21 protein-coding genes, 2 tRNA genes, 1 pseudogene and 1 other annotated feature are annotated in these 21,138 nt (G+C 45.7%); of the genes and pseudogenes, 1 reads left to right on the top strand and 23 read right to left on the bottom strand.

The annotated features are described in order from the left end of the window. Positions 1 to 23 precede the first annotated feature (23 nt). The 10 genes from clpX to ilvB form a co-directional block, all read right to left on the bottom strand. Positions 24 to 1,286 (bottom strand): ATP-dependent protease ATP-binding subunit ClpX, encoded by a 1,263-nt coding sequence (gene clpX, locus Y79_RS0117025; protein ID WP_016938761.1) that lies wholly within the window; start codon positions 1,284 to 1,286, stop codon positions 24 to 26. Between the two features lie 271 nt (positions 1,287 to 1,557). Beyond that, a complete protein-coding gene (gene tig, locus Y79_RS0117020; protein ID WP_016938760.1) occupies positions 1,558 to 2,832 on the bottom strand; it encodes a trigger factor in 1,275 nt (424 codons plus the stop codon). 216 nt (positions 2,833 to 3,048) lie between these two features. Beyond that, complete coding sequence (ddcA, locus tag Y79_RS0117015) at positions 3,049 to 4,053, bottom strand: DNA damage checkpoint antagonist DdcA (RefSeq protein WP_016938759.1); 1,005 nt, start codon at positions 4,051 to 4,053, stop codon at positions 3,049 to 3,051. Positions 4,054 to 4,171: 118 nt separating this feature from the next. After that, positions 4,172 to 4,771: a 3-isopropylmalate dehydratase small subunit gene (gene leuD / locus Y79_RS0117005; RefSeq protein ID WP_016938757.1), complete on the bottom strand. Its 600-nt coding sequence runs from the start codon at positions 4,769 to 4,771 to the stop codon at positions 4,172 to 4,174. A 15-nt stretch (positions 4,772 to 4,786) separates the two neighbouring features. Then, positions 4,787 to 6,205 carry a 3-isopropylmalate dehydratase large subunit gene (leuC, locus tag Y79_RS0117000; RefSeq protein WP_016938756.1) on the bottom strand — a complete coding sequence of 473 codons (1,419 nt, stop codon included), beginning with the start codon at positions 6,203 to 6,205 and terminating at the stop codon, positions 4,787 to 4,789. Positions 6,206 to 6,254: 49 nt separating this feature from the next. Next, positions 6,255 to 7,352: a 3-isopropylmalate dehydrogenase gene (leuB, locus tag Y79_RS0116995; RefSeq protein WP_016938755.1), complete on the bottom strand. Its 1,098-nt coding sequence runs from the start codon at positions 7,350 to 7,352 to the stop codon at positions 6,255 to 6,257. Positions 7,353 to 7,372: 20 nt separating this feature from the next. After that, positions 7,373 to 8,929 carry a 2-isopropylmalate synthase gene (locus tag Y79_RS0116990; protein ID WP_016938754.1) on the bottom strand — a complete coding sequence of 519 codons (1,557 nt, stop codon included), beginning with the start codon at positions 8,927 to 8,929 and terminating at the stop codon, positions 7,373 to 7,375. Further along, the gene (gene ilvC / locus Y79_RS0116985; protein ID WP_007408142.1) at positions 8,916 to 9,944 is read right to left on the bottom strand and encodes a ketol-acid reductoisomerase; all 1,029 of its coding nucleotides are present in this window, start codon (positions 9,942 to 9,944) and stop codon (positions 8,916 to 8,918) included. The genes Y79_RS0116990 and ilvC overlap by 14 nt, the downstream gene beginning before the upstream one ends. A 22-nt stretch (positions 9,945 to 9,966) precedes the next feature. After that, complete coding sequence (ilvN, locus tag Y79_RS0116980; RefSeq protein WP_016938753.1) at positions 9,967 to 10,485, bottom strand: acetolactate synthase small subunit; 519 nt, start codon at positions 10,483 to 10,485, stop codon at positions 9,967 to 9,969. Continuing rightward, entirely contained in the window at positions 10,482 to 12,206 is a 1,725-nt protein-coding gene (gene ilvB, locus Y79_RS0116975; RefSeq protein ID WP_029575359.1) for an acetolactate synthase large subunit, read from the bottom strand. Before ilvB ends, ilvN begins: the two co-directional genes overlap by 4 nt. Before the next feature lie 119 nt (positions 12,207 to 12,325). Next, positions 12,326 to 12,578, bottom strand: a binding site (T-box leader). Positions 12,579 to 13,003: 425 nt separating this feature from the next. Between ilvB and Y79_RS0116965 the strand changes: the two genes are divergently transcribed. Next, a complete protein-coding gene (locus Y79_RS0116965) occupies positions 13,004 to 13,354 on the top strand; it encodes a hypothetical protein (RefSeq protein ID WP_016938750.1) in 351 nt (116 codons plus the stop codon). Between the two features lie 37 nt (positions 13,355 to 13,391). On the opposite strand, the gene Y79_RS0116960 is transcribed toward Y79_RS0116965, so the two are convergent. The 13 genes and pseudogenes from Y79_RS0116960 to Y79_RS0116905 all read right to left on the bottom strand — a co-directional run bounded on the left by Y79_RS0116960 (position 13,392) and on the right by Y79_RS0116905 (position 21,073). After that, positions 13,392 to 13,577 (bottom strand): hypothetical protein, encoded by a 186-nt coding sequence (locus Y79_RS0116960; RefSeq protein ID WP_016938749.1) that lies wholly within the window; start codon positions 13,575 to 13,577, stop codon positions 13,392 to 13,394. 251 nt (positions 13,578 to 13,828) lie between these two features. Next, a tRNA-Arg gene (locus Y79_RS0116955) sits at positions 13,829 to 13,902 on the bottom strand. Between the two features lie 123 nt (positions 13,903 to 14,025). After that, positions 14,026 to 14,099: transfer RNA gene (locus Y79_RS0116950), tRNA-Arg, on the bottom strand. Positions 14,100 to 14,212: 113 nt separating this feature from the next. Next, positions 14,213 to 14,722: a YfcE family phosphodiesterase gene (locus Y79_RS0116945; protein WP_016938748.1), complete on the bottom strand. Its 510-nt coding sequence runs from the start codon at positions 14,720 to 14,722 to the stop codon at positions 14,213 to 14,215. Positions 14,723 to 14,738: 16 nt separating this feature from the next. Further along, entirely contained in the window at positions 14,739 to 15,335 is a 597-nt protein-coding gene (locus Y79_RS0116940) for an XTP/dITP diphosphatase (protein WP_095241532.1), read from the bottom strand. A 12-nt stretch (positions 15,336 to 15,347) separates the two neighbouring features. After that, positions 15,348 to 16,085 carry a ribonuclease PH gene (gene rph / locus Y79_RS0116935; protein ID WP_016938746.1) on the bottom strand — a complete coding sequence of 246 codons (738 nt, stop codon included), beginning with the start codon at positions 16,083 to 16,085 and terminating at the stop codon, positions 15,348 to 15,350. A gap of 110 nt (positions 16,086 to 16,195) precedes the next feature. Then, the gene (locus Y79_RS0116930; protein ID WP_016938745.1) at positions 16,196 to 17,281 is read right to left on the bottom strand and encodes a GerMN domain-containing protein; all 1,086 of its coding nucleotides are present in this window, start codon (positions 17,279 to 17,281) and stop codon (positions 16,196 to 16,198) included. Positions 17,282 to 17,386: 105 nt separating this feature from the next. Further along, entirely contained in the window at positions 17,387 to 18,205 is an 819-nt protein-coding gene (racE, locus tag Y79_RS0116925) for a glutamate racemase (RefSeq protein WP_095241530.1), read from the bottom strand. A gap of 7 nt (positions 18,206 to 18,212) precedes the next feature. Beyond that, positions 18,213 to 18,653: a MarR family winged helix-turn-helix transcriptional regulator gene (locus Y79_RS0116920; RefSeq protein WP_016938743.1), complete on the bottom strand. Its 441-nt coding sequence runs from the start codon at positions 18,651 to 18,653 to the stop codon at positions 18,213 to 18,215. Positions 18,654 to 18,841: 188 nt separating this feature from the next. Next, positions 18,842 to 18,928 (bottom strand): annotated as a pseudogene (gene gerE, locus Y79_RS1000000121800) (spore germination transcription factor GerE); the annotation flags it as partial. 31 nt (positions 18,929 to 18,959) lie between these two features. After that, positions 18,960 to 20,486: a recombinase family protein gene (locus Y79_RS0116915; RefSeq protein WP_016938742.1), complete on the bottom strand. Its 1,527-nt coding sequence runs from the start codon at positions 20,484 to 20,486 to the stop codon at positions 18,960 to 18,962. A 139-nt stretch (positions 20,487 to 20,625) separates the two neighbouring features. Further along, positions 20,626 to 20,853 carry a LexA family protein gene (locus Y79_RS0116910; protein WP_016938741.1) on the bottom strand — a complete coding sequence of 76 codons (228 nt, stop codon included), beginning with the start codon at positions 20,851 to 20,853 and terminating at the stop codon, positions 20,626 to 20,628. Then, positions 20,846 to 21,073 carry a WYL domain-containing protein gene (locus tag Y79_RS0116905; protein ID WP_016938740.1) on the bottom strand — a complete coding sequence of 76 codons (228 nt, stop codon included), beginning with the start codon at positions 21,071 to 21,073 and terminating at the stop codon, positions 20,846 to 20,848. The genes Y79_RS0116910 and Y79_RS0116905 overlap by 8 nt, the downstream gene beginning before the upstream one ends. Positions 21,074 to 21,138: the final 65 nt, after the last annotated feature.

Raw genomic sequence — 21,138 nt, 5'->3', positions numbered from 1 at the left:
TCGAGTCAGGAGGTTTTGTCATGTTATGCTGATGTTTTATCTTGGCCGACAACTGTGCCGTCTTTTAATACAAGACGAGGCGCTTCACCGTCTGCGACTGTCGATCCGGTAATGACACATTTTTCAATATCATCACGGGACGGCAGATCAAACATAACGTCAAGCATGATGCCTTCAATGATAGAACGCAGGCCGCGTGCGCCTGTTTTACGCTCGATCGCTTTTTTCGCAATTTCAGATAATGCCTCGCCTTCAAATTCAAGCTCGACATCATCAAGTTCTAACATTTTCTTGTATTGTTTGACTAGTGCGTTTTTAGGTTTAGTCAGAATTTCAACCAGTGCCGTTTCGTCAAGCTGCTCAAGGCTTGCAATGACAGGAAGACGGCCGATGAATTCAGGAATCAGACCGAAACGAAGCAAGTCTTCCGGAAGAACTTTAGAAAGCAGTTCTTCTTTTTCCAGGTCTGCCGCTTTATTATCTGAGCCGAAACCGATGACTTTTTGCCCGAGACGGCGTTTGATGATTTGTTCAATGCCGTCAAATGCACCGCCGCAAATGAACAGAATGTTCGTCGTATCGATCTGAATGAATTCCTGATGAGGATGTTTGCGTCCTCCTTGAGGCGGCACGCTTGCAACCGTTCCTTCAAGAATTTTCAGCAGCGCCTGCTGAACGCCTTCGCCTGATACGTCGCGTGTAATGGACGGGTTTTCAGATTTTCGCGCTACTTTATCGATTTCATCGATGTAAATAATGCCTTTTTCTGCTTTTTCCACATCATAGTCTGCAGCCTGAATCAGCTTGAGGAGGATGTTTTCTACGTCCTCACCGACATATCCGGCTTCAGTCAGAGATGTAGCGTCCGCGATCGCAAACGGAACGTTCAGAATACGCGCAAGCGTCTGGGCGAGAAGTGTTTTCCCGCTTCCAGTCGGCCCGATTAATGAAATATTACTTTTAGAAAGCTCGACATCATCCACTTTACTGTTGGAGTTGATGCGTTTGTAATGGTTGTATACCGCAACCGCAAGTGATTTCTTCGCCTGATCCTGTCCGATGACATATTCATTCAGAATCTCACGGATTTCCTGCGGCTTCGGAACGTCTTTAAATTCGACTTCTTCTTCTGTACCAAGCTCTTCCTCTACGATTTCTGTACAGAGCTCGATGCATTCGTCGCATATATATACACCCGGTCCTGCAACCAGCTTACGAACCTGATCTTGCGTTTTTCCGCAGAACGAGCATTTTAATTGTCCTTTTTCCTCGTTGAATTTAAACATTCTTTCACCCCTTAATCTTGTCTCACTTTTTCTTTTACCTGAAGGGCAAAAGAAAACGGTTCTTGCTACGATCGAGTATGTATTGCATTTTACCATACTTTCCAGTAAGACGGTAACAATGTGTTTCGCGCTTGCACATTCTATATGTATGACAAAAAACAGCCCGGCAATGACTATCTTGCCCCAAGAAAAAGAGTTATATCATAATTGTACAAAACAAGGCACGAAATAATCGCGCCCTGTTTCATTATGTCTATTATTATGAACCATATTAACGGTTTTCTACAAGAAAATCAATTGCTTTTCGAACTTTTAAATCTTCTTTCATCGCGTCAGTTGAACCGATTGCCTGCTTGATGTTTTCAACCGGCATGTTGTAAGCTTCAGCCATTTTAGTCAGCTCAGCTTCAACTTCTTCGTCAGTCACTTCAAGGTTTTCAGCTTGAGCGATCGCTTCAAGAGTCAGGTTTGATTTTACGCGTTTTGCGGCATCTTCTTTCATTTGCTCTTTTAACGCGTTTTCATCTTGACCTGAGAATTGAGTGTAAAGCTCAAGGTTCATGCCTTGCATTTGCAGACGCTGTTCGAATTCTTTCAGCATGCGGTCAAGCTCAGTGTCGATCATCGCTTGAGGAACATCAGCTTCAGCGTTTTCAGATGCTTTCAGCACAAGCTCTTCACGCAATTTAGCGTCAGCTTCATTTTCTTTCGCTTCTTCAAGGCGTTTTTTTGTTTTCTCAGTTAATTCAGCAAGCGTTTCAACTTCTTCGTCAATGTCTTTTGCGAATTCGTCGTTAAGCTCAGGAAGCTCTTTCGCTTTGATTTCATGAATTTTCACTTTGAAGACAGCTGGTTTGCCTGCAAGATCTTCAGCGTGGTACTCTTCAGGGAATGTTACTTCAACATCCTTTTCAGCTCCTGCTTCAAGACCAGTCAGCTGCTCTTCGAAGCCCGGGATGAATGAACCTGATCCTACTTCAAGTGAGTAGTTCTCAGCTTTTCCGCCTTCAAATGCTTCTCCGTCAACGAAACCTTCGAAGTCAAGAACGACTGTATCGCCGTTTTCAACAGCGCCTTCTTCTTTTACGACAAGCTCAGCCTGACGCTCCTGAAGCGCTTTAAGTTCGTTTTGTACGTCTTCATCAGTAACGGCAGTGTCATCTTTTTCGATTCCTAAGCCTTTGTAGTCGCCAAGTTTCACTTCCGGTTTTACAGTCACTTTTGCAGTGAAAATTAAGCTTTCGCCTTTTTCGATTTTTTCAACATCGATTTCAGGACGGTCTACAGGCTCAATGCCGGCTTCTTCAACCGCTTTAGGGTATTCTACAGGAAGTAAAATATCTAAAGCATCCTGGTAAAGAGCTTCAACGCCGAAACGCTGTTCGAATAAACCGCGCGGAACTTTCCCTTTGCGGAATCCAGGAATAGAAACCTGTTTTACTACTTTTTTAAATGCATCATCAAGAGCTGTTTTGAACGTTTCCGCATCAACTTCAACCGTTAATACGCCTTCGTTGCCTTCTTGTTTTTCCCATTTTACAGACATGTATTTCCCTCCAAAAATCTATTCAGGTTGTGTCGGTCTTCCATTCTAAAGCAATCCGCGGCTTTGTCAAAGAAAAAACCGCTTTGAATCAGAATCATTATGTAATGAACTGGCAGCCTGTCCAACCGTAATTCTCATTTCAGTTAAACCGCTATACATAAATACAACCACTATATTATAACATAACGCCTATCGCTTTCAACTATATGGCGTGATTTACAAATAAGAAATTTCTTCAATATCCTTAATCATCGTGCAGGCTTCTTCGAGTTCGCGGCTGTCAAACTCGTACATCATATGAAGTTCCTCCGGCTCAATGTCAATGCCGTGCATCTCGTAACCGACCTTATGAAGCGCTGCAGCCCATAAATCAGCGTTCAAAAGCTTCGGCATAAAAGGGTGCAGGACGTACAGATGCCTTCTCCACAGTTCCTCAACGGCGGCGTATAATGTAGGGTTTTCATTGCCCAGCGTTTCATCAAGCACCCGGAGAACGCGGTGCAAAATCGGCGCCGCATCAGGCTGAATTGTTTCACTCGGTATCGCGGTCATTGAATCGCCGAATTTTGTAATATGGACCGGCTTGCTGTAATCGTGCTCCGCCATCAGTGTCAAAATCATCGTCTTGATCAGCGGATGTGCGCCCGGATCTTGCAGAATCGTTTTTAAAAGACCCGTGTGTTTCGCAATATTGCGGTCTTTGAGAGAATGGATCAGGTTCATTTGTTCAGCGGGGCTGTTCAGCACTTTTTCCGCATCAAGAACGTCTTCATATTCCTCCTCCCACACCTCGTCCTGCTGATCGGGATCGGTCATTTTGCGGCTGAATTCGAGCAGCCGGTAGAATTGCTCCGCACTTTCTGCGGGGAGCTGGTTTTCTTCCAGCACAGCTTCAATTGTGCTTTTGACTTCTTCATATTGTTTCAGCTGAATCAAAATGGTCATGTACACCTGCAGCACGGTAAAATAATGGCCGTACCCTTCGTTCAGCATTTTCTCGCAAACTTGTTTTGCTTCTTCCAATTCCCCGAGCTCCAGAAAACAAATCGCCATGCCTAAATGTACGTCGGACTCGGTATCACCGTGGCTTACCGCCTCTGAAAACAGTTCGAGGGCCTCCTGATACTGTTTATCCTTCATGGCGGCCATCCCTTTATCAACCAAGCGTTCTTTCAGACGGGGGAAAGGAATGATATCAGCTTTTTTCTTGTCATGCGTCATACTCTATTTCCTTTCAGGCGCTTATTTTGTTCAAGTGTATCAACACGCGTCATGAAACACAAGAAAGGATGACACACATGGCAAAAAAAGCCGCCGGATAAATCCCGGGCGGCTTTTTTCAGGCTTGAAGCCAAGAACTTCTTTTCGATTCAAACTGCTGAATGTCGTCCTCCAGCAGGAGTGTTAATGAAATTTCATCATAGCCGTTAATCAGCATTTCCTTCCAGTGCGGATCGACTTCAAATGAAATTTCTCTTCCTTCACTGTCATGGATGAGCTGGTTTTCCAAATCAACCGTCATATTAAGAGACTGATTTTCATATTGACCGGCGAGTTTTTTCCATTGATCATACGGCATACGGATAGGAAGCATTCCGTTTTTAAAACAGTTTTGATGAAAAATATCGGCAAATGACGGAGCAATGATGATTTTGAATCCGTAATCATCCAGCGCCCAAGGAGCATGCTCACGGGATGATCCGCAGCCGAAATTCTCTCCGGCAATTAATATGGACGCGCCCTCATAGACTTTGCGGTTTAATTCAAATTCAGGATCAGGCTCACCGTTCTCAAGGTATCTCCAATCAAAAAACGCGAATCTGCCGTATCCGGTTCTTTCAATTCTTTTCAGAAACTGTTTCGGAATAATCTGGTCAGTGTCAACGTTGATCCGGTTTAAGACGGCCGCTTTTCCGGTATGCGTTTTTAAAGGTTCCATCTTTTCGCACACTCCTTACACAACTGTTTTTTCTTGATAAAACTTTCTTACATCGACGAAATGCCCGTGAATGGCTGCCATTGCGGCCATAGCAGGACTGACAAGGTGTGTTCTCGCGCCTTTTCCCTGTCTGCCTTCGAAGTTGCGGTTGGATGTGGAAGCGCATCGTTCCCCTTCAGGCACGACATCATTGTTCATACTGAGGCACATGCTGCAGCCTGATTCTCTCCATTCAAAGCCCGCTTCAAGAAACACACGGTGCAGCCCTTCTTCCTCCGCCTGCTGTTTCACGCTTTGAGAGCCCGGCACCACAATGGCTCTGACGCTGTCGGCGACTTTTCGGCCTTTGATCATATCAGCAGCCTGGCGAAGGTCGGTCATCCGCGAATTTGTACATGAGCCGATAAACACATGGTCGACTTTAATCTCTTCAATTTTTTGATTCGGTTCAATCCCCATGTATTCGTAGGCACGGATGGCCTCTTTTTTATCGTCTTCAGAATCAATGGTTTCCGGCGCAGGTATTTGGGCATCGACCGGAAGAACCATGCCTGGGTTGATGCCCCAAGTTACCATTGGAGAAATCTCGCTGCCGTCTAACACGATGGAATGATCGTATACGGCGCCCGGATCGGTTTTTAATGCTTTCCATTCTGCGGCGGCTTTTTCAAATTCCTCGCCTTTTGGCGCGTATTTACGGTTTTTACAGTATTCAATCGTCGTTTCATCAGGAGCGATCAGTCCCGCACGGGCTCCCGCTTCTATTGACATATTGCAGACCGTCATGCGTTCGTCCATGGACATGTTTCTGAATACATCCCCGGTGTATTCAATGACATATCCGGTACCGAATTTCACCCCGTATTTTCCGATGACCGACAAGATGACATCCTTCGCGGTCACTCCTTTTTGGAGCGTTCCGTCAACGCGGATTTCTAGCGTTTTCGGCCGTTGCTGCCAGAGTGTCTGTGTGGAGAGAACATGCTCCACCTCACTTGTGCCGATACCGAAAGCAAGCGCCCCGAATGCACCGTGAGTCGATGTATGACTGTCTCCGCAAACGATCGTTTTCCCCGGAAGTGTCAGACCAAGCTCAGGTCCGACTACGTGAACGATCCCCTGATCTGCGCTGTGAAGATCCGCAAGACGGACGCCGAACTCCTCGCAATTTCTTTCAAGCGCGGTTACTTGGCGCTTTGCGACTTCATCTTTAATGTCAAAACGGTTGACGGTCGGAATATTGTGATCCATCGTCGCGAATGTATTCTGCGGCCGTCTGACTTTTCTTCCCTTCTGCCTTAATCCTTCAAACGCCTGAGGAGACGTCACCTCATGAATTAAGTGCAGATCAATATAGAGAAGGTCGGGTTTTCCTTCACCGCTTTTTACAACATGCCGATCCCAAATCTTTTCGATGATTGTTCGAGGCATCATCTTTGTTTCCTCCCTCTACCTATGAACTAAGACCGCTTTCTTTAAAGCGTCACACTATAGATTTTGTATTTGCGCCGGCTATTGCGGCTTTTACTTTTTCAGTAATGTCATGCGTTCCGGCATATTGGCCGTCCCGGGCGATATCACGTGTACGGCTGCCGTCTGCAAGCACCTTTGCAACCGCCTTTTCTACCGCCTGCGCTTCGTTTTCAAGCCCGAAAGATGTTCTCAAAAGCATCGCCGCTGATAAAATCGCCGCAAACGGATTGGCCATCCCTTTACCGGCGATGTCAGGCGCAGATCCATGCACCGGTTCAAACAAGTGAAGACCTGAACTTGATAGACTGGCTGACGGCAGCATGCCGAGCGAACCTGTCAGCATGGAGGCTTCATCACTTAATATATCGCCGAACATGTTTTCAGTTACGATGACGTCAAACTGGTTCGGAGCATAGATGAGCTGCATCGCAGCATTATCGACAAGCATATGTTCAAGCGTCACATCAGAAAATTCTTTTGCGATTTCATCTGCCGTTTCACGCCACAGCCTGCTTGAGGAAAGCACATTCGCCTTATCAACTGACGTCACTTTTCCTTTTCTGCCGGCTGCCATTTTAAAGGCTTCTCTGACAACGCGTTCGATTTCTTCTTTCTTATAAAAGAGGGTATCGACCGCTTCTTTTTCTCCCGCTTCATTGACATACTGTCTGCTCGGCTCTCCGAAGTAGAGGCCGCCCGTCAGTTCCCTGACGATTACAAAGTCAACGCCGCTGATATATTCTTTTTTCAGCGGAGATGCCTCAGACAGGCTTTCAAATACGGTCACCGGACGCAGATTGGCAAACAGGCCGAGTTTTTTTCTGATGCCGAGCAGGCCTTTTTCCGGTCTGAGCTCCGGAGGATTTTGGTCCCATTTCGGTCCGCCGACTGCACCGAGCAGGATGGCGTCAGACCTCTCGCAAAGAGCCACCGTCTCCTCAGGAAGGGGATTTTGATGGGCGTCAATAGCCGCGCCCCCGATCAGCCCGTTTTCAAATTCAAATTCATGTCCGAATTGTTCGGCAACGCTTTTCAATACATCTGCCGCTGATTCCGCCACTTCCGGTCCGATCCCGTCACCGGGAAGCAAAGCAATGCGTTTTTTCAAATCAAACGTTCTCCTTTCTATTACGAGCCGACCGCAGTCTGTCTCTTTAATCCGTCTATATTGCAATCCAGCACCAATTGCCGGTTCACAGCATTCAAATATGCTTTTGCAGAAGCTTCCAGAACATCCTGCGCAATTCCCCGTCCTGATGATTCTTTTCCGTTCACGGTCACTCTGACGTAAACCTGAGCCAGCGCGTCTTCGCCTTTTCGGTTGGATTGAATGCGGTAATCTATCAGTTCAATATCTTTATCAATACAGCGCCCGAGCGTGTTATAAACGGCTTCTACGCTGCCTGCCCCTGTTGCCGCCTCTTGCATCAGCTGTTCGTTTTCCTGATTTTTCAAAGAGACTGTTGCAGTGGGCACCTGAGACGTCCCGTAATGCACTTGCAGAGACAAAAATTCATAGCCGATTTTTTTGTCCGTCACTTTTTCTTCTAAAATAAGAGAAATCAAGTCATCATCGGTGATTTCTTTTTTCTTTTCGGTCAGTTCTTTAAACATCGTAAAATATTTATTGATCTCATCGCTATCAAACTGGAATCCAAGCGTATTCAGGCGGTCTTTGAACGCATGGCGTCCGGAATGCTTTCCGAGCACGAGCGCATCCGCTGTCACACCGACAAGTTCCGGTGAAATAATTTCATATGTTGATTTTTCTTTCAGGAAACCGTCTTGGTGAATACCCGACTCATGGGCGAAAGCGTTATCTCCGACGATCGCTTTATTGCGGGGAACGGCCATGCCCGTCAGTTTGCTGACAAGATCACTCGTCCGCTTCAATTCATGAAGAGTGAGAGATGAATCAGCTTGATACGCGTCATTTCTGACATGAAGCGCAACGGCGATTTCTTCAAGCGCGGCGTTCCCGGCTCTTTCTCCTATGCCGTTAATGGCGCATTCAATTTGATCAGCGCCGTTCTCAATTGCCGAAAGTGAGTTGGCAACCGCCATTCCGAGATCATCGTGGCAATGAGCTGAGAGCTTTACCCGGCTGATATTCGGAACGTGTTCCTTCATATATTTAAAGATGTTTCCGTATTCCGCCGGCGTCAGGTAGCCTACAGTGTCCGGCAGGTTGATGACGCTCGCGCCGGCATCAATCACTTCTTCTACGATTTCAGCCAAAAACGGAAGTTCGGTGCGGCATGCGTCTTCTGCTGACCATTGAACGACCGGGAAGCGTTCTTTTGCATACTTCACCATTTCAACCGCTTTTTCCTTAACCTCTTCCCGCGTCATTTTCAGCTTATGCTTCAGATGAATGTCTGAGGTGGCGATAAAGATGTGAATCCGCGGGCTGGCCCCGTCTTTCAGCGCTTCCCAGGCTGCGTCGATGTCACCTTTGACAGAACGGGCAAGCCCTGTTACCGAACAATTTTTAATCGTTCTTGCGATTTCCTGCACGGCTAAAAAATCACCTCGGGATGAAGCGGGAAATCCCGCTTCAATAATGTCCACCCCGAGTCTTTCAAGCTGCTTGGCTATCGCCAGTTTCTCCCGCGCATTAAGGTTGACCCCGGGAGATTGTTCACCGTCACGAAGGGTCGTGTCGAAAACGTTAATTTTGCGCAACGGAGACCACCGCTTCCTTCTTTTTGCCTTGTTTGACAAACGGCATCATTTCACGAAGCTGTCTGCCGACCTTTTCAATCTGATGCTCGTTTTCACTTGCATTGATCGCATTGAAGCGAGGACGGTTCACTTGGTTTTCCACGATCCATTCTTTTGCGAATGTACCGTTTTGAATATCCGTTAATACTTGTTTCATCGATTCTTTTACTTTCGCATCGACTACGCGCGGTCCTGATACAAAATCTCCCCATTGAGCCGTATCGGAGATAGAGTATCTCATGCCCGCCAAGCCTTCTTCATACATTAAGTCTACGATCAATTTCAGTTCGTGCAGACACTCAAAGTATGCGAGTTCAGGCTGGTATCCGGCTTCTGTCAGCGTTTCAAAACCTGCTTTGACAAGCGCTGTTAAACCTCCGCAGAGAACAGCCTGCTCACCGAACAGATCCGTTTCCGTTTCTTCCTTAAATGTTGTTTCAAGAACTCCGGCACGCGCCCCGCCAATTCCTTTTGCGTAAGCAAGAGCCGTGTCTTTCGCTTCGCCTGATACATCCTGATAGATGGCAAACAATGCCGGTACGCCTGCGCCTTGTTCATATGTTCTTCTGACAAGGTGTCCCGGTCCTTTAGGGGCGACAAGGAAGACATCTACATCAGCAGGAGGCACGATCTGATGGAAATGGACGTTAAATCCGTGTGCGAATACCAATGATTTGCCCGCCGTCAATTCATCTTTGATTTCAGCTTCATATACTTTTTGCTGCTGTTCATCCGGAAGAAGAACCATAATGATGTCAGCCTGGGCAGCCGCTTCTCTTACAGAAAATACTTGATGGCCGTCTTCTTGGGCCTGTGTAAATGATTTGCCTTGTCTGACGCCGACAATGACATCAATTCCGCTTTCTTTTAAGTTCAGCGCATGTGCGTGACCCTGTGAACCGTAACCGATAATCGCTACTTTTTTACCTGCCAATACGTTCTCTTTGATATCACCGTTATAATATACTTTTACCATTTTAATCTCTCCCTTTTTTGTGTTATACAATAGAAATTGTTTTATTGGATGACGCCTTTTGCTGGGTTCCCCTCGCAAAAGCCGTTGTGCCTGTTCTCGCGATTTCTTTAATGCCGTAAGGTTTGAGAAGCTCTATAAGGGCTTCGATTTTATCAGACTCGCCAGTGACCTGAACGACGATGCTGTCCTTTGAGACATCAACGACGGAAGCTCTGAACGGCTCAATGATTCCATTGATTTCCGTTCTGGTCGGCGGTGCAGAAACAACTTTAATCAGTGCAAGCTCACGCTGTACAATTGATTGGTTTGTAATATCCGTCACTTTCAGGACGTCAATTTGTTTGTTAAGCTGCTTTGTCAGCTGCTCAACGTCGTTTTCGCCTTCCACATGGACGACAAATGTAATCCTTGAAACACCGCTTGTTTCCGTGTGGCCTACAGTGATGCTTTCGATATTATAGTGTCTTTTTGTAAACAGGCCGGTGATCCGGTTTAATACCCCCGAGCGGTTGACCACCGTTAATGTGATAATGCGTTTCAAGGTTTCACCCCCACCATTTCATGAAGTCCTTTACCCGGCGCAATCATCGGGAATACTTTTTCGCTTTTGGCGACCCGGACGTCAATAACGGCCGGCTCTTTTGATGAAAGCGCCTTTTTCAGCTCTTCTTCCGCCTCTTCTTCTGATGTAATCCGGATGCCTTTAATGCCGTAGGCTTCTGACAATTTGACAAAGTCAGGCTGCGCCGAGAATTTGGATTCAGAGTAGCGTTCTTCATAGAAGATTTCCTGCCACTGTCTGACCATGCCCAGACATTCATTGTTCAAAATAATCACTTTGACCGGAAGATTCAGCTGCCGGATGACATCTAACTCCTGCAGGGTCATCTGAAAACCGCCGTCTCCGAGGATGGCAACGACCGTGGCGTTACGATCAGCCAGCTGCGCTCCGATAGCCGCCGGAAGGCCGAAGCCCATTGTGCCGAGCCCTCCCGAGGTCACCCACTTATCAGCCTTTCGGAAAGGATAAAACTGAGCCGCCCACATCTGGTGCTGACCGACATCCGTCGCCACAATCGCCTCTCCGTTTGTGAATTGGTGAATATACTCAATCAGCTTTTGGGGTTTTAAGCCCTCTTCACTGTCGTCTGTATACCAGAGCGGATATTCTTCTTTCCATTCAGAAAGCTGCTGTTTCCATTCAGCTGACTGTCCCTGTTTTCCGTTTTGCTTCAATAGTTCCTGAAGGACGATTTTACTGTCGCCGACCACCGGGATCTGCGTTTCGATAATTTTTCCGATTTCAGCCGGATCAATATCGATGTGCGCCACTTTGGCCGATTTTGCAAAATGCTTCAGATTTCCGGTCACACGATCATCGAACCGAGCTCCGATGCTGATCAGCAAGTCACAGTGGTAAAGCGCCATATTCGCTGTGTATGTGCCGTGCATTCCCGCCATTCCCAGAAAGAGAGGATGATCTGCCGGGAAACCGCCCAGACCGAGAAGCGTGTGGGCTACCGGTATTTGCTGCTGTTCGGCATAATTTTTTAAATCTTCTGAAGCTTTACCGTGCAAAACACCCGCTCCGGCTAAAATAACCGGCTTTTTCGCACTGCTGACAGCTTCTACGAGCTTTCGGATCTGCAGATAGTTAGGCTCTTTTACCGGCTGATAACCCGGAAGATTGATCTCATGATCATATCTGAATTCCCCTTCAAATGCTGCGACATCCTTCGGAATATCAATTAATACCGGACCCGGTCTTCCCGTCGTGGCGATATGGAAAGCCTCTTTGATCACACCGGGAAGATCTTCCGGACGGCGGACCTGATAGCTGTGTTTCGTAATCGGCATCGTAATTCCTAAAATGTCGGCTTCCTGGAAAGCGTCGCTGCCGATGACTGAAGTGGCCACCTGGCCGGTAAACACTACGAGCGGCAGTGAATCAATCATCGCGTCCGCAAGACCGGTCACTAAATTTGTCGCTCCGGGTCCTGAAGTAGCGATGACAACCCCCGGCTTCCCCGAGACTCTCGCATACCCTTCGGCCGCATGAATCGCGCCTTGCTCGTGCCGGGGCAGGATGTGAACCAATCCTGATTGATAAAGCTTATCGTAAATCGGAAGAACGGCTCCCCCCGGATATCCGAAGATCATTTCGACTTTTTCTTTCTTTAATGATTCAATCAGCATCAGAGCCCCGTTCATTGTCTTTGTACAATCGGCAGACGCAGTATCCGCCTGTACATTTGTGCCCATTTTCAGTTCCTCCTTTTCAATGTTCCCTTCTAAAATCAAATTCATAAAACGCAGCGCCGGCTGACGCAAATAAAAAAGCCTTCCCACCCACATTCAGCCAAGCATTTCATGCGATAGCCAAAAGGGGCGAAAAGGCTTTGCTTTCCGCGGTACCACCCTTGTTTACGGTCATATGAAGACCGTCTCATGGATAATTACTATCCGTTTTGATAACGAGTAAACGTTGCGTTCACTCGGCCGAGTCCTACTCTTCACATTTCAGACCGGCACTCTGAGGTGAGTTCACTTTGCTTTGTTTTTGCCGGCTCTCAGCGTTACCGGCTCTCTGTAAAAAACTTCTGCAAAGCTACTTATCCTCTTCTGCGCTTTTTATTATGGCGGCTCTTTTATTTAAAAAAAGAACCCTCATTTGTTTGTTTTTCAGTGTTTTATGATTTTTCTTTTTAGTGTGAATCATTTATTTATTTTTGTTTGAACTCATATTACGCCCGTTTGCAGACAGTGTCAACAGCATTTTTATAATTATTAGACAATTTAGATTAATCAATCTACTTTGTATACGCTTTCATTACTGGTACAAAGGGATCTGTAAATGTTAAAAGTTTTTATCATTTTTTTGTTAATCTCTCAAGATTACATGAAATTTTTCCGTTCTTATACGATTATGTCACATTTTATTACACAATTTTTCATGTTCTTTTCGGTCTGTTTGTCAGATATTCCGTTCAGATTGAACAGGCTCTTTATACAGACATACGCATACACTGTTCTTATCTCGTGAAGAAATGAGTGATGTCATGAATAAGATGTTATCAGGCATGCAAGGCCTGCCTCCCGGATTTCCGCCTTTACCGGTTCTGCCGCCGCAGTCTTATTATCCTCCGGCACCAATGCATACAGCTCCGTTTCAGGGCGGCCCTTCTTTTCAGCAGGGATTTCCATCATACGGATACGGACAGCAGACCCCGCAGAGCTCGCTGTCATTCGCCGGGCAGCAATTCGTCCCATACCCTTATACAAGCGGGTACTACGGTCAAACCTTCAGTGATGTCGGCGGAAGCCTCGGCGCAGGGTCCCATCTCGGCGCGCTCGGGGGCGGTTTCAGCGGCCATGCTGGGGGCTTCAGCGCTCCGAGCGGATTCAGATGATATAAAAACCGGTCTCCCACGGCCGGTTTTTTCTTACTTACAATGTATAACGGTCATTCCATTGATTCATTTCCTGCTCCGTATCGTAATCAGCCTTTGAAACCTCAACAATGATTAAACCGCATTGAGTCATTAAAAATTGTTTCAGTTCCTCAAACAGCTCGTCTTTTCCGCAAAAGATCGTTTCTATCTTGTCATTTTTATATGCAAATGCGTACTTCAAAAGCTAATTCCTCCCGCTGTCTTTCTATCAAATATTAACAAAATAAATAATAGAAATCAGATATTTTATCACTCAAGGGCGCCTTAAGTATCTTTATACATATATTTCTTACGGTAAATATTTCATTAAGTTTCATTTATATTAAAATCTTTACAATTTTCATTAAATACAGGACTTTTATTTCATAAAACAAAAAAACAAATACAAAAAAACCTCAAACCCATTGTCAGGGCTTGAGGTTTTTTATTATACGTCCCAGGAGAGATTCGAACTCCCGACCGACGGCTTAGAAGGCCGTTGCTCTATCCGGCTGAGCTACTGGGACATGAAAATCAAATCGTACTGCTGATCATTTTACCATGATGTCAGCGAATTGACAATATGGTCATCCGATAAAAAAGGCCAGCGTCATCAGTTTTCACTCTGATGTCACCAGCTCTTTTTTGTACGTCCCAGGAGAGATTCGAACTCCCGACCGACGGCTTAGAAGGCCGTTGCTCTATCCAGCTGAGCTACTGGGACAGGTTTTGCTTTATGTATCAGCGACAAGATTTATTATATACAGGTTCATATCATAAGTCAATATTTTTTTAGAAACTTTTGATGGGGGAGAAAGAAATCTTCCCCATCAAAAGTTAAAAGCTGATTGTATTCCCCAAGTCCTTCAATTCCTGACCCGTTTCGTCGTAAAACGTCACAGTGCCTTCACTTTCTGTAAGAGTAAGAATGGCATAGCTTTTCACATTGCGGACTCTCGGAAGGCGAATGCTGCCAGGGTTAATCAAAAGCTTGCCCCGAAGCACTTCACTCCCGGCAATATGCGAGTGGCCGAAGCAGACGATATCCGCTCCAAGCTCTTCCGCCCGGTAAAAAACAGTTAAAAGTGACTGTTTAATGCCGTGAAGATGTCCGTGTACGGCCAGAATTTTCTTTGAACCGGCGTCCAGCAGGAGCTCCTCCTGAAACCCGACGCCAAAGTCGCAATTGCCTTTCACCGTGTGATACGGCACAAGCGCGGGATGTGCGGCATCAAGCTCTGAATCACCGCAATGAATCATCAGATCCGCTTCGGCTTCGTGCCGCTTCGAGATCGTCTCCAATTCGCCTTCGAGGCCGTGACTGTCACTTATTATCAGCACTTTCATTGCATTACGCTCCCCCTTACGCGTCAAGCAGCTTTGACAGTTTCTTGAGCGCCTCCGCCCTGTGGCTGATTTTGTTTTTCTCAGCGCTTGTCAGCTGAGCCATTGTTTTATCTTTATCCTTTACAATAAAAATGGGATCATAGCCAAACCCGTTATCTCCTTCGGGTTCTTCCGCAATATACCCTTCAACATGACCTTCGACCGTTCTTGTTTCCTGCCCCGGCATGCTGACGGCAAGGGCGCAGCGAAAACGGGCCGTACGCTGCTCTTTTTCGATGCCTTTTAATTCTGACAGCACCTTGTCCATATTCGCCTTATCATCTTTTGCTTCGCCGGCATAACGGGCTGAATAAACGCCCGGTCTGCCTCCAAGGTTGTCCACTGATAAACCGGAGTCGTCTGCAATGACCATTTTGTTGACGGCTTTTGCCACGGCTTCCGCTTTTAAGATGGCGTTTTCTTCAAAGGTGTGTCCGGTTTCCTCAATTTCTTCCGTAAATCCGATTTCCGCCAAAGAAGAGACGCTGTAGCCTTTCGGTTCGAGTATTTCCTTAAATTCTTTTACTTTTCCCGGATTGTGTGTCGCAATAATAGCTTCTTTCACGCTGATCAGGCCTCTCTTTCTTTATTTCAGTTCAGGCAATGTTTCTCCCAGCACTTCTTTTTGCTTTTGAATAAGCGTCTGGATTCCTTTTTCGGCAAGGCTTAACAGTCCGTTTAAATCTTCACGTGAGAATGTGGCTTCTTCGCCCGTCCCTTGAAGCTCTACAAAACGTCCGCTTCCCGTCATGATGATATTCATGTCGACTTCAGCCGTTGAATCCTCTTCATAATTCAGATCCAAAAGCAGACCTTCTTCTTTATCCATCCCGACAGAAATGGCCGCAAGATAATCTGTCACGGGAGAAGTTTTGATAACGCCGCTTTTCACGAGTTTTCCGGCCGCAATGGCCATTGCCAAGAAGGCGCCGGTAATGGAAGCCGTTCTTGTTCCGCCGTCCGCCTGAATGACGTCACAGTCGATCCAGATCGTCCGTTCGCCGAGCTTTTCCAAATCAACGACGGCCCGAAGCGCACGCCCGATCAGACGCTGGATTTCCATCGTTCTGCCGGAGACCTTTCCTTTTGAAGATTCTCTTATCGTTCTTTGATTCGTGGCGCGGGGAAGCATGCTGTATTCCGCTGTGATCCAGCCTTTTCCTCCGCCGCGCAAAAATGGCGGCACCCGGTCTTCCACAGATGCATTACAGATAACCTTTGTATTTCCCGCTGTAATTAAAACAGAGCCCTCCGGGTGAGTGATAAAATCCAAATCAAATGTGATAGGGCGCAGCTCATCGTGCTGTCTTCCGTCGTGTCTCATATTTTACCTCCGATTATATGTACATAAACCTTTTGTTCCGGATTGTGAATAAAGAAAGAGGCAGCCCGGAACGCTAACCTCTTTTTTACTAGTATATCAAAAATCACAAATTAAAAACTACCCGTATTCACTTGTGACGGTCTTGAAACAGGTTTTGAAAGGGATTCACCCTTTTCATTCACCAGTTCTGATTTTCCGTTTACTTTTATAGAAACACTTTTTATCGACGGCTGTTCGGTTAATGTGAGAACGATGCTGTCCAGCACGCCCGATGATACCATTTTTGTTTTTTCATCGGCGCTTCCGTAAATAGAGCTGTTAAAGTCAAGTGTAACCCGGCCATCTTTTACTTCCGGCTTGCCGAGCAGCTTAACATCGTTATTAAAGTCCGTCAAAAGCCCGCTTGCTTTGCCCGGCCCGTCGGCGAGCTGTTCAACGGCAGCAGTGATGTCATTTGTTTCCGAATTGTCAATCCGCTTGGTGACAGGCACGTAATATTCGCTCGTCTCTGTTTCCGCCAGATAGTATACAGTCAGCGGATGGGTGTCTGTCAGATCATTCACTCCGGCGGTTTCAATATTAATTCCGTCTTTTCTGCTTAAGTCGCCCGTAATCGGCGTGCCGCCTACAGGCATTTCTTTCAGTTCATGCCCGTTCATTCTGATTTTGACTTTATCTATGGAGCTGAATTGGGTAAGCGTCCATGTAATCGATTGCAGGATTTTTTGTTCGTCTTCTTTTTTATAGTTTTTAAATTCCTTCGAAAAATCAGCGACGGCGGTACCGTCTTTTTTAATGTCAACATTTACCGTCGTATCCGCAGGAAGCACCGCTCTGAATCCGTTCGGCAGGATTTCTGAGACAGGCCCCCCCTGAACCAAATACTCAAGGGCCTGCTTTGCGGTTCCCTCACTGTTCGGAAGAGGCAGTGTCTGTGCTGCGACATAGCCGTTTTTATCAATCAGATACAGCTCTCTCATGACTGTATTGGCCGGCTGGTCGGCTTTTGACGTGCCGTTTTTTTCTGATTGCTTTGATTTTGCCTGTATCCCCGCTTCACCCTTTACATATGAAATGTCTTGAGGCGGGTCAATTTCCCCGGCTGTTTTATCGGATTGAAACAAACCGCATCCTGATAATACAAAAGCCGAAGTAAGACATGTTGCAGCAATGACTGCAGGTCCTTTTTTCAGCATACTTTTCCCTCCTAAGGCTGTTTGTACTATGATGTATACGAGCCCTGTCCGGGAAATAGACCGGGATGCGCAAAAAAACCCGCCGTAAACAGCGGGTTTTTTGATTTATTTTCTGATCGGCTCTTGAAGGGAGATGCTCTCGACATGGCCGATTTCATGGCCGAACCAGTCTTCGGCAATTTTTGCGAAGCCGTTCCGCTCTCCCGTTGTAAGAAACTGATACTCCGGTGCACGATTCGATTGGTTTAACAAACCTTTATAAGACAAGATGGTGCTCACTTCTCTCGCTGTCTCGTCACCGGAGGAAATGATTTTCACATGATCTCCCATATAGTCCTGAATCGGTTCTTTCAAAATCGGATAATGCGTGCATCCCAGAATCAAGGTATCAATTGCTGTACCTTTTAAAGGCTCAAGCGATGCTTCGACCGCTTCCTCCGCCGATTCCTGCAGAAAACGCCCGCTTTCCACAAACGGCACCAGCAGCGGACAAGCCGTGTTCTCGACTTGAAGGTCTGCATTTAATCCGAGCAGCGCCTGCTCATACGCTCTGCTTTTAATGGTATTTATCGTGCCGATGACGCCGATATGCTGGTTTTTCGTCACCTTTATCGCCGTTCTCGCACCCGGCTGAATGACGCCGACAACCGGAATATCCGTTTTGCGCTGAATATCCTCCAAGGCAATGGCCGTGGCCGTATTACAAGCGATCACGAGCATTTTGATATGGTGGTTTTCCAGCAGGTAATCGGTCATTTCCCACGTGTATTGAAGAACTTCTTCTTCAGGACGCGGGCCGTACGGGCAGCGTTTTGTATCTCCCACATAGATGATATTTTCCTTCGGTAGCTGTCTCATGATTTCCTTAGCAACGGTTAACCCGCCAACCCCGGAATCAATGACTCCTATCGGCTGTTCCAACAAAATCGCCTCATTTTCTTTTCATTTCATGCTGCAGTTTCAATAATGATTTTTCGAAGACGGCTGTTTCTTCTTCGGAAAATGTCTCAAACATATCCCGCAAATATGCCTGCCTTTTTAAAATCACTTCCTGAATAATCCGCTCTCCTTCAGCGAGAAGATGAATTCTGACGACCCGTCTGTCAGCAGGGTCTTTCACCCGTTCGACAAGCTTATTTTTTTCCATGCGGTCTATCAGATCCGTCGTCGTGCTGCAAGCCAAATACATTTTGCCTGATAATTCGCCTATTGTCATATCCCCCAATTCATAAAGCCATTGAAGGCCTACGAATTGCGGCGGTGTAATTGCATATTGGTTAAGGATTTCTCGTCCTTTTTGTTTAATGATCGCAGCGATATGGCGGAGTGATTTTTCGATATCCGCAACATGCTCTACAGATTTTGATGTCATTTGTCCATCCCTCACTCAAGGATCTTTCTGGGCTATTCACGCTCCGTGTCTATTTTCCTTCTTTTTTTAAGAAAATGCAAGACTGACGGAGAAAAAGGAAAAGCCGGGATTTTCATCGCATGCCTATCACCCCGGGCGCCAACACAAATAACCGGCTCCTTCTCATAAAGAAGGAAAACCGGCAAGAATCAGAGCTCTAGCTCACCCATTCTAAGAAGCTCGACAACAGCTTGCGAACGCCCTTTCACACCTAACTTCTGCATGGCATTTGTTATGCATATCTTTTGCAAACATAAATGAGAATGATCACTGGAATTTATAATGAAAATCAACGGTTCCATCTTCATGAATGACCAATTTTTCGATAAGCGCATGAAACGCCTCATACAAATCCTGGTCCTTTTTCTTTAGAAGACTAAAGGCAATTTTAATGTTGGTAATGTCAATTGATTCTTCTTCTTCACGCTCAAGCAGAAACAGCTTATCGTTTAATTGTTCCAATTGATCCTCGATCTCTTTCCGTTTTGCCTGGAATTCGGCTTTTGAAATCATTTGATCTTCGAGGAACAATTCCAGCAGCCGTTTATGTTTTTTCTCAGCAGCTTCAATTTGAACTTTTGTTTCTCTGATCCGCCGTTTCTTTTTCTCTTCATAATCTGATTTCACATTCAGTTTTAATTTACGGCCCTTCTCCTTGAGCTTTTCAATAACTATTTCGCGTAAATCTTTATACTGGATGGGCGGGTGAGAAATACACATGTTTTTCCCTCCGCGTCGGTAGGCGCTGCACTTCACATAATTATGCTCCACTTTTACGCCGTCTTTTTTCCTGCGTCTATAACTGAACAGGATGACCATGTTCGCGCCGCAAACGCCGCACTTCATTAAGCCGCGAAGTTCGTTCTTCGGATTGAAACGTCGTTTTTTCAGCACATGCTTTTTATTATTCGCCTTTTCGTAATCTTCCAGTGTAATGATCTTAGGCGCCCAATCTTTATAAATCGTCCATTTTTCCTCCGGGTTACGAATGAACTTTTTTCTGCCCCCGATTTTCACTTGAGTATATCGGTTTGCAATAAACACACCGCAATAGATCGGATTTTGTAAAATCCTCTGAACAGTTGATAGTTGCCATCGCTCATTCTGCTGAGGCTTGGGAATATTGCCAAGCAGCAATTCTTCATTTAATTTGTGTACAACTCTCTTCTGACCATAACCGTGATTATTGTATAAATCAAAAATCATGCGAATCACTTTTGCTTGCTCTTCGTAAATTTCAAGAAACTTGCCGTTTTTCTTATACCCATACGGAACCCGCCCTGAATGTTCCCCGCGCCTTGCTTTCGCTGCGAGCGCGCTACTTGCTGAAACCGATATTGTCTGTGGGTATTGAGCAGCAAACATGGAAAACATTTCGAACTTCATTGAGTTTTTTCCTTCATATAAACTGTCATATCCCTCTTCCAGCGTAACTACACGAACGCCGTGCGCCAGCAAAACCTCTTTTATATCCAGCGCATCCTTCAGATCCCTTGCAAGCCGGCTGATGGATTTAAATACAACCATTTTCAATTTGTGATTCTTGGCCTTGTTTAAAATTAACTGCATGGCTTTGCGGTCGAGAAGAATTGTCCCGCTTATACCATCGTCCAGTTGGATAGCCTCGTCTTTCCATTCATAGTTGTTTTTTTCAATCCAATGATGGCATATGTCAATCTGGTTTTGTATGGATGTTGTTTGACTATCTTTTTCAGAGGAAACCCTGGCATAAACTGCGTAGGGATAATCTTCATATCTGATCAATTCCTCTGTGTTTTTTTCCTCAAAAAACAAAATATCACCCCGTTTGCAAAAGGTACATTTTTCAAAATTATATCATAATGGTTGCGGGCAGCCTACAACTTTAACGAACGTCAGTTCTTGTCCAATTGTAGGCTGGCGCGGAAAAAGTGCAGTCAATAGAAAAAGAGCTTCAGAATTGCTGAGCTCTTTTTTCTAATTTCAGCGTGCGCGGGCAACCATTCTGCCACGTGATGTAATTCTTCTCCTTTAATTTGTCGAGATGCCCCTTCACTGTGCTTGTAGAGCTTAAACCGAGGTGTTTCATTAACTCCCTATAAGTCGGAGCCACACCGTGTTCATCAATGAAATGAATAATCGCTTGCAGTGTTTCGGATTGCCTTTTCGTCATATCACGCATGATTCCTTACCCCTTTTTTATAATTGGCCAGGGCAACGGCAAGAATATTGTCTATCCTAAATGTTTTTGTCTGCCTACTTTTAAAACAAAATGCCCGGATAAAATTCTGTTTTACCTGGTGCACTATGATGGTTCTTTTCGAGACTGTTCCATCAGCTTTTATATAAATCATGTCTAGTGCTGATTTTTCATTTAACGAACGATTTAACAATGCTTTCATGCTGCTGCCCCTCCTTATTTACTATCATATTATACGAACTTTTGTTCTATTTCAAGTTGAAAAGA

This window comes from Bacillus siamensis KCTC 13613 (genome assembly GCF_000262045.1).
GTDB lineage: Bacteria > Bacillota > Bacilli > Bacillales > Bacillaceae > Bacillus > Bacillus siamensis.
This window is presented reverse-complemented; position numbering and strand designations above follow the sequence as displayed.

Coding starts and splice junctions, on each gene's coding strand:
- Y79_RS0116920 (WP_016938743.1), bottom strand. CDS start 18,653: ATGACATCAAAATCTGTAGAGCATGTTGCGGATATCGAAAAATCACTC.
- leuC (WP_016938756.1), bottom strand. CDS start 6,205: ATGATGCCTCGAACAATCATCGAAAAGATTTGGGATCGGCATGTTGTA.
- ilvB (WP_029575359.1), bottom strand. CDS start 12,206: ATGGGCACAAATGTACAGGCGGATACTGCGTCTGCCGATTGTACAAAG.
- Y79_RS0116910 (WP_016938741.1), bottom strand. CDS start 20,853: ATGCGTGATATGACGAAAAGGCAATCCGAAACACTGCAAGCGATTATT.
- Y79_RS0116965 (WP_016938750.1), top strand. CDS start 13,004: ATGAATAAGATGTTATCAGGCATGCAAGGCCTGCCTCCCGGATTTCCG.
- rph (WP_016938746.1), bottom strand. CDS start 16,085: ATGAGACACGACGGAAGACAGCACGATGAGCTGCGCCCTATCACATTT.
- clpX (WP_016938761.1), bottom strand. CDS start 1,286: ATGTTTAAATTCAACGAGGAAAAAGGACAATTAAAATGCTCGTTCTGC.
- ddcA (WP_016938759.1), bottom strand. CDS start 4,053: ATGACGCATGACAAGAAAAAAGCTGATATCATTCCTTTCCCCCGTCTG.
- Y79_RS0116945 (WP_016938748.1), bottom strand. CDS start 14,722: ATGAAAGTGCTGATAATAAGTGACAGTCACGGCCTCGAAGGCGAATTG.
- Y79_RS0116930 (WP_016938745.1), bottom strand. CDS start 17,281: ATGCTGAAAAAAGGACCTGCAGTCATTGCTGCAACATGTCTTACTTCG.
- leuD (WP_016938757.1), bottom strand. CDS start 4,771: ATGGAACCTTTAAAAACGCATACCGGAAAAGCGGCCGTCTTAAACCGG.
- tig (WP_016938760.1), bottom strand. CDS start 2,832: ATGTCTGTAAAATGGGAAAAACAAGAAGGCAACGAAGGCGTATTAACG.
- ilvC (WP_007408142.1), bottom strand. CDS start 9,944: ATGGTAAAAGTATATTATAACGGTGATATCAAAGAGAACGTATTGGCA.
- Y79_RS0116905 (WP_016938740.1), bottom strand. CDS start 21,073: ATGAAAGCATTGTTAAATCGTTCGTTAAATGAAAAATCAGCACTAGAC.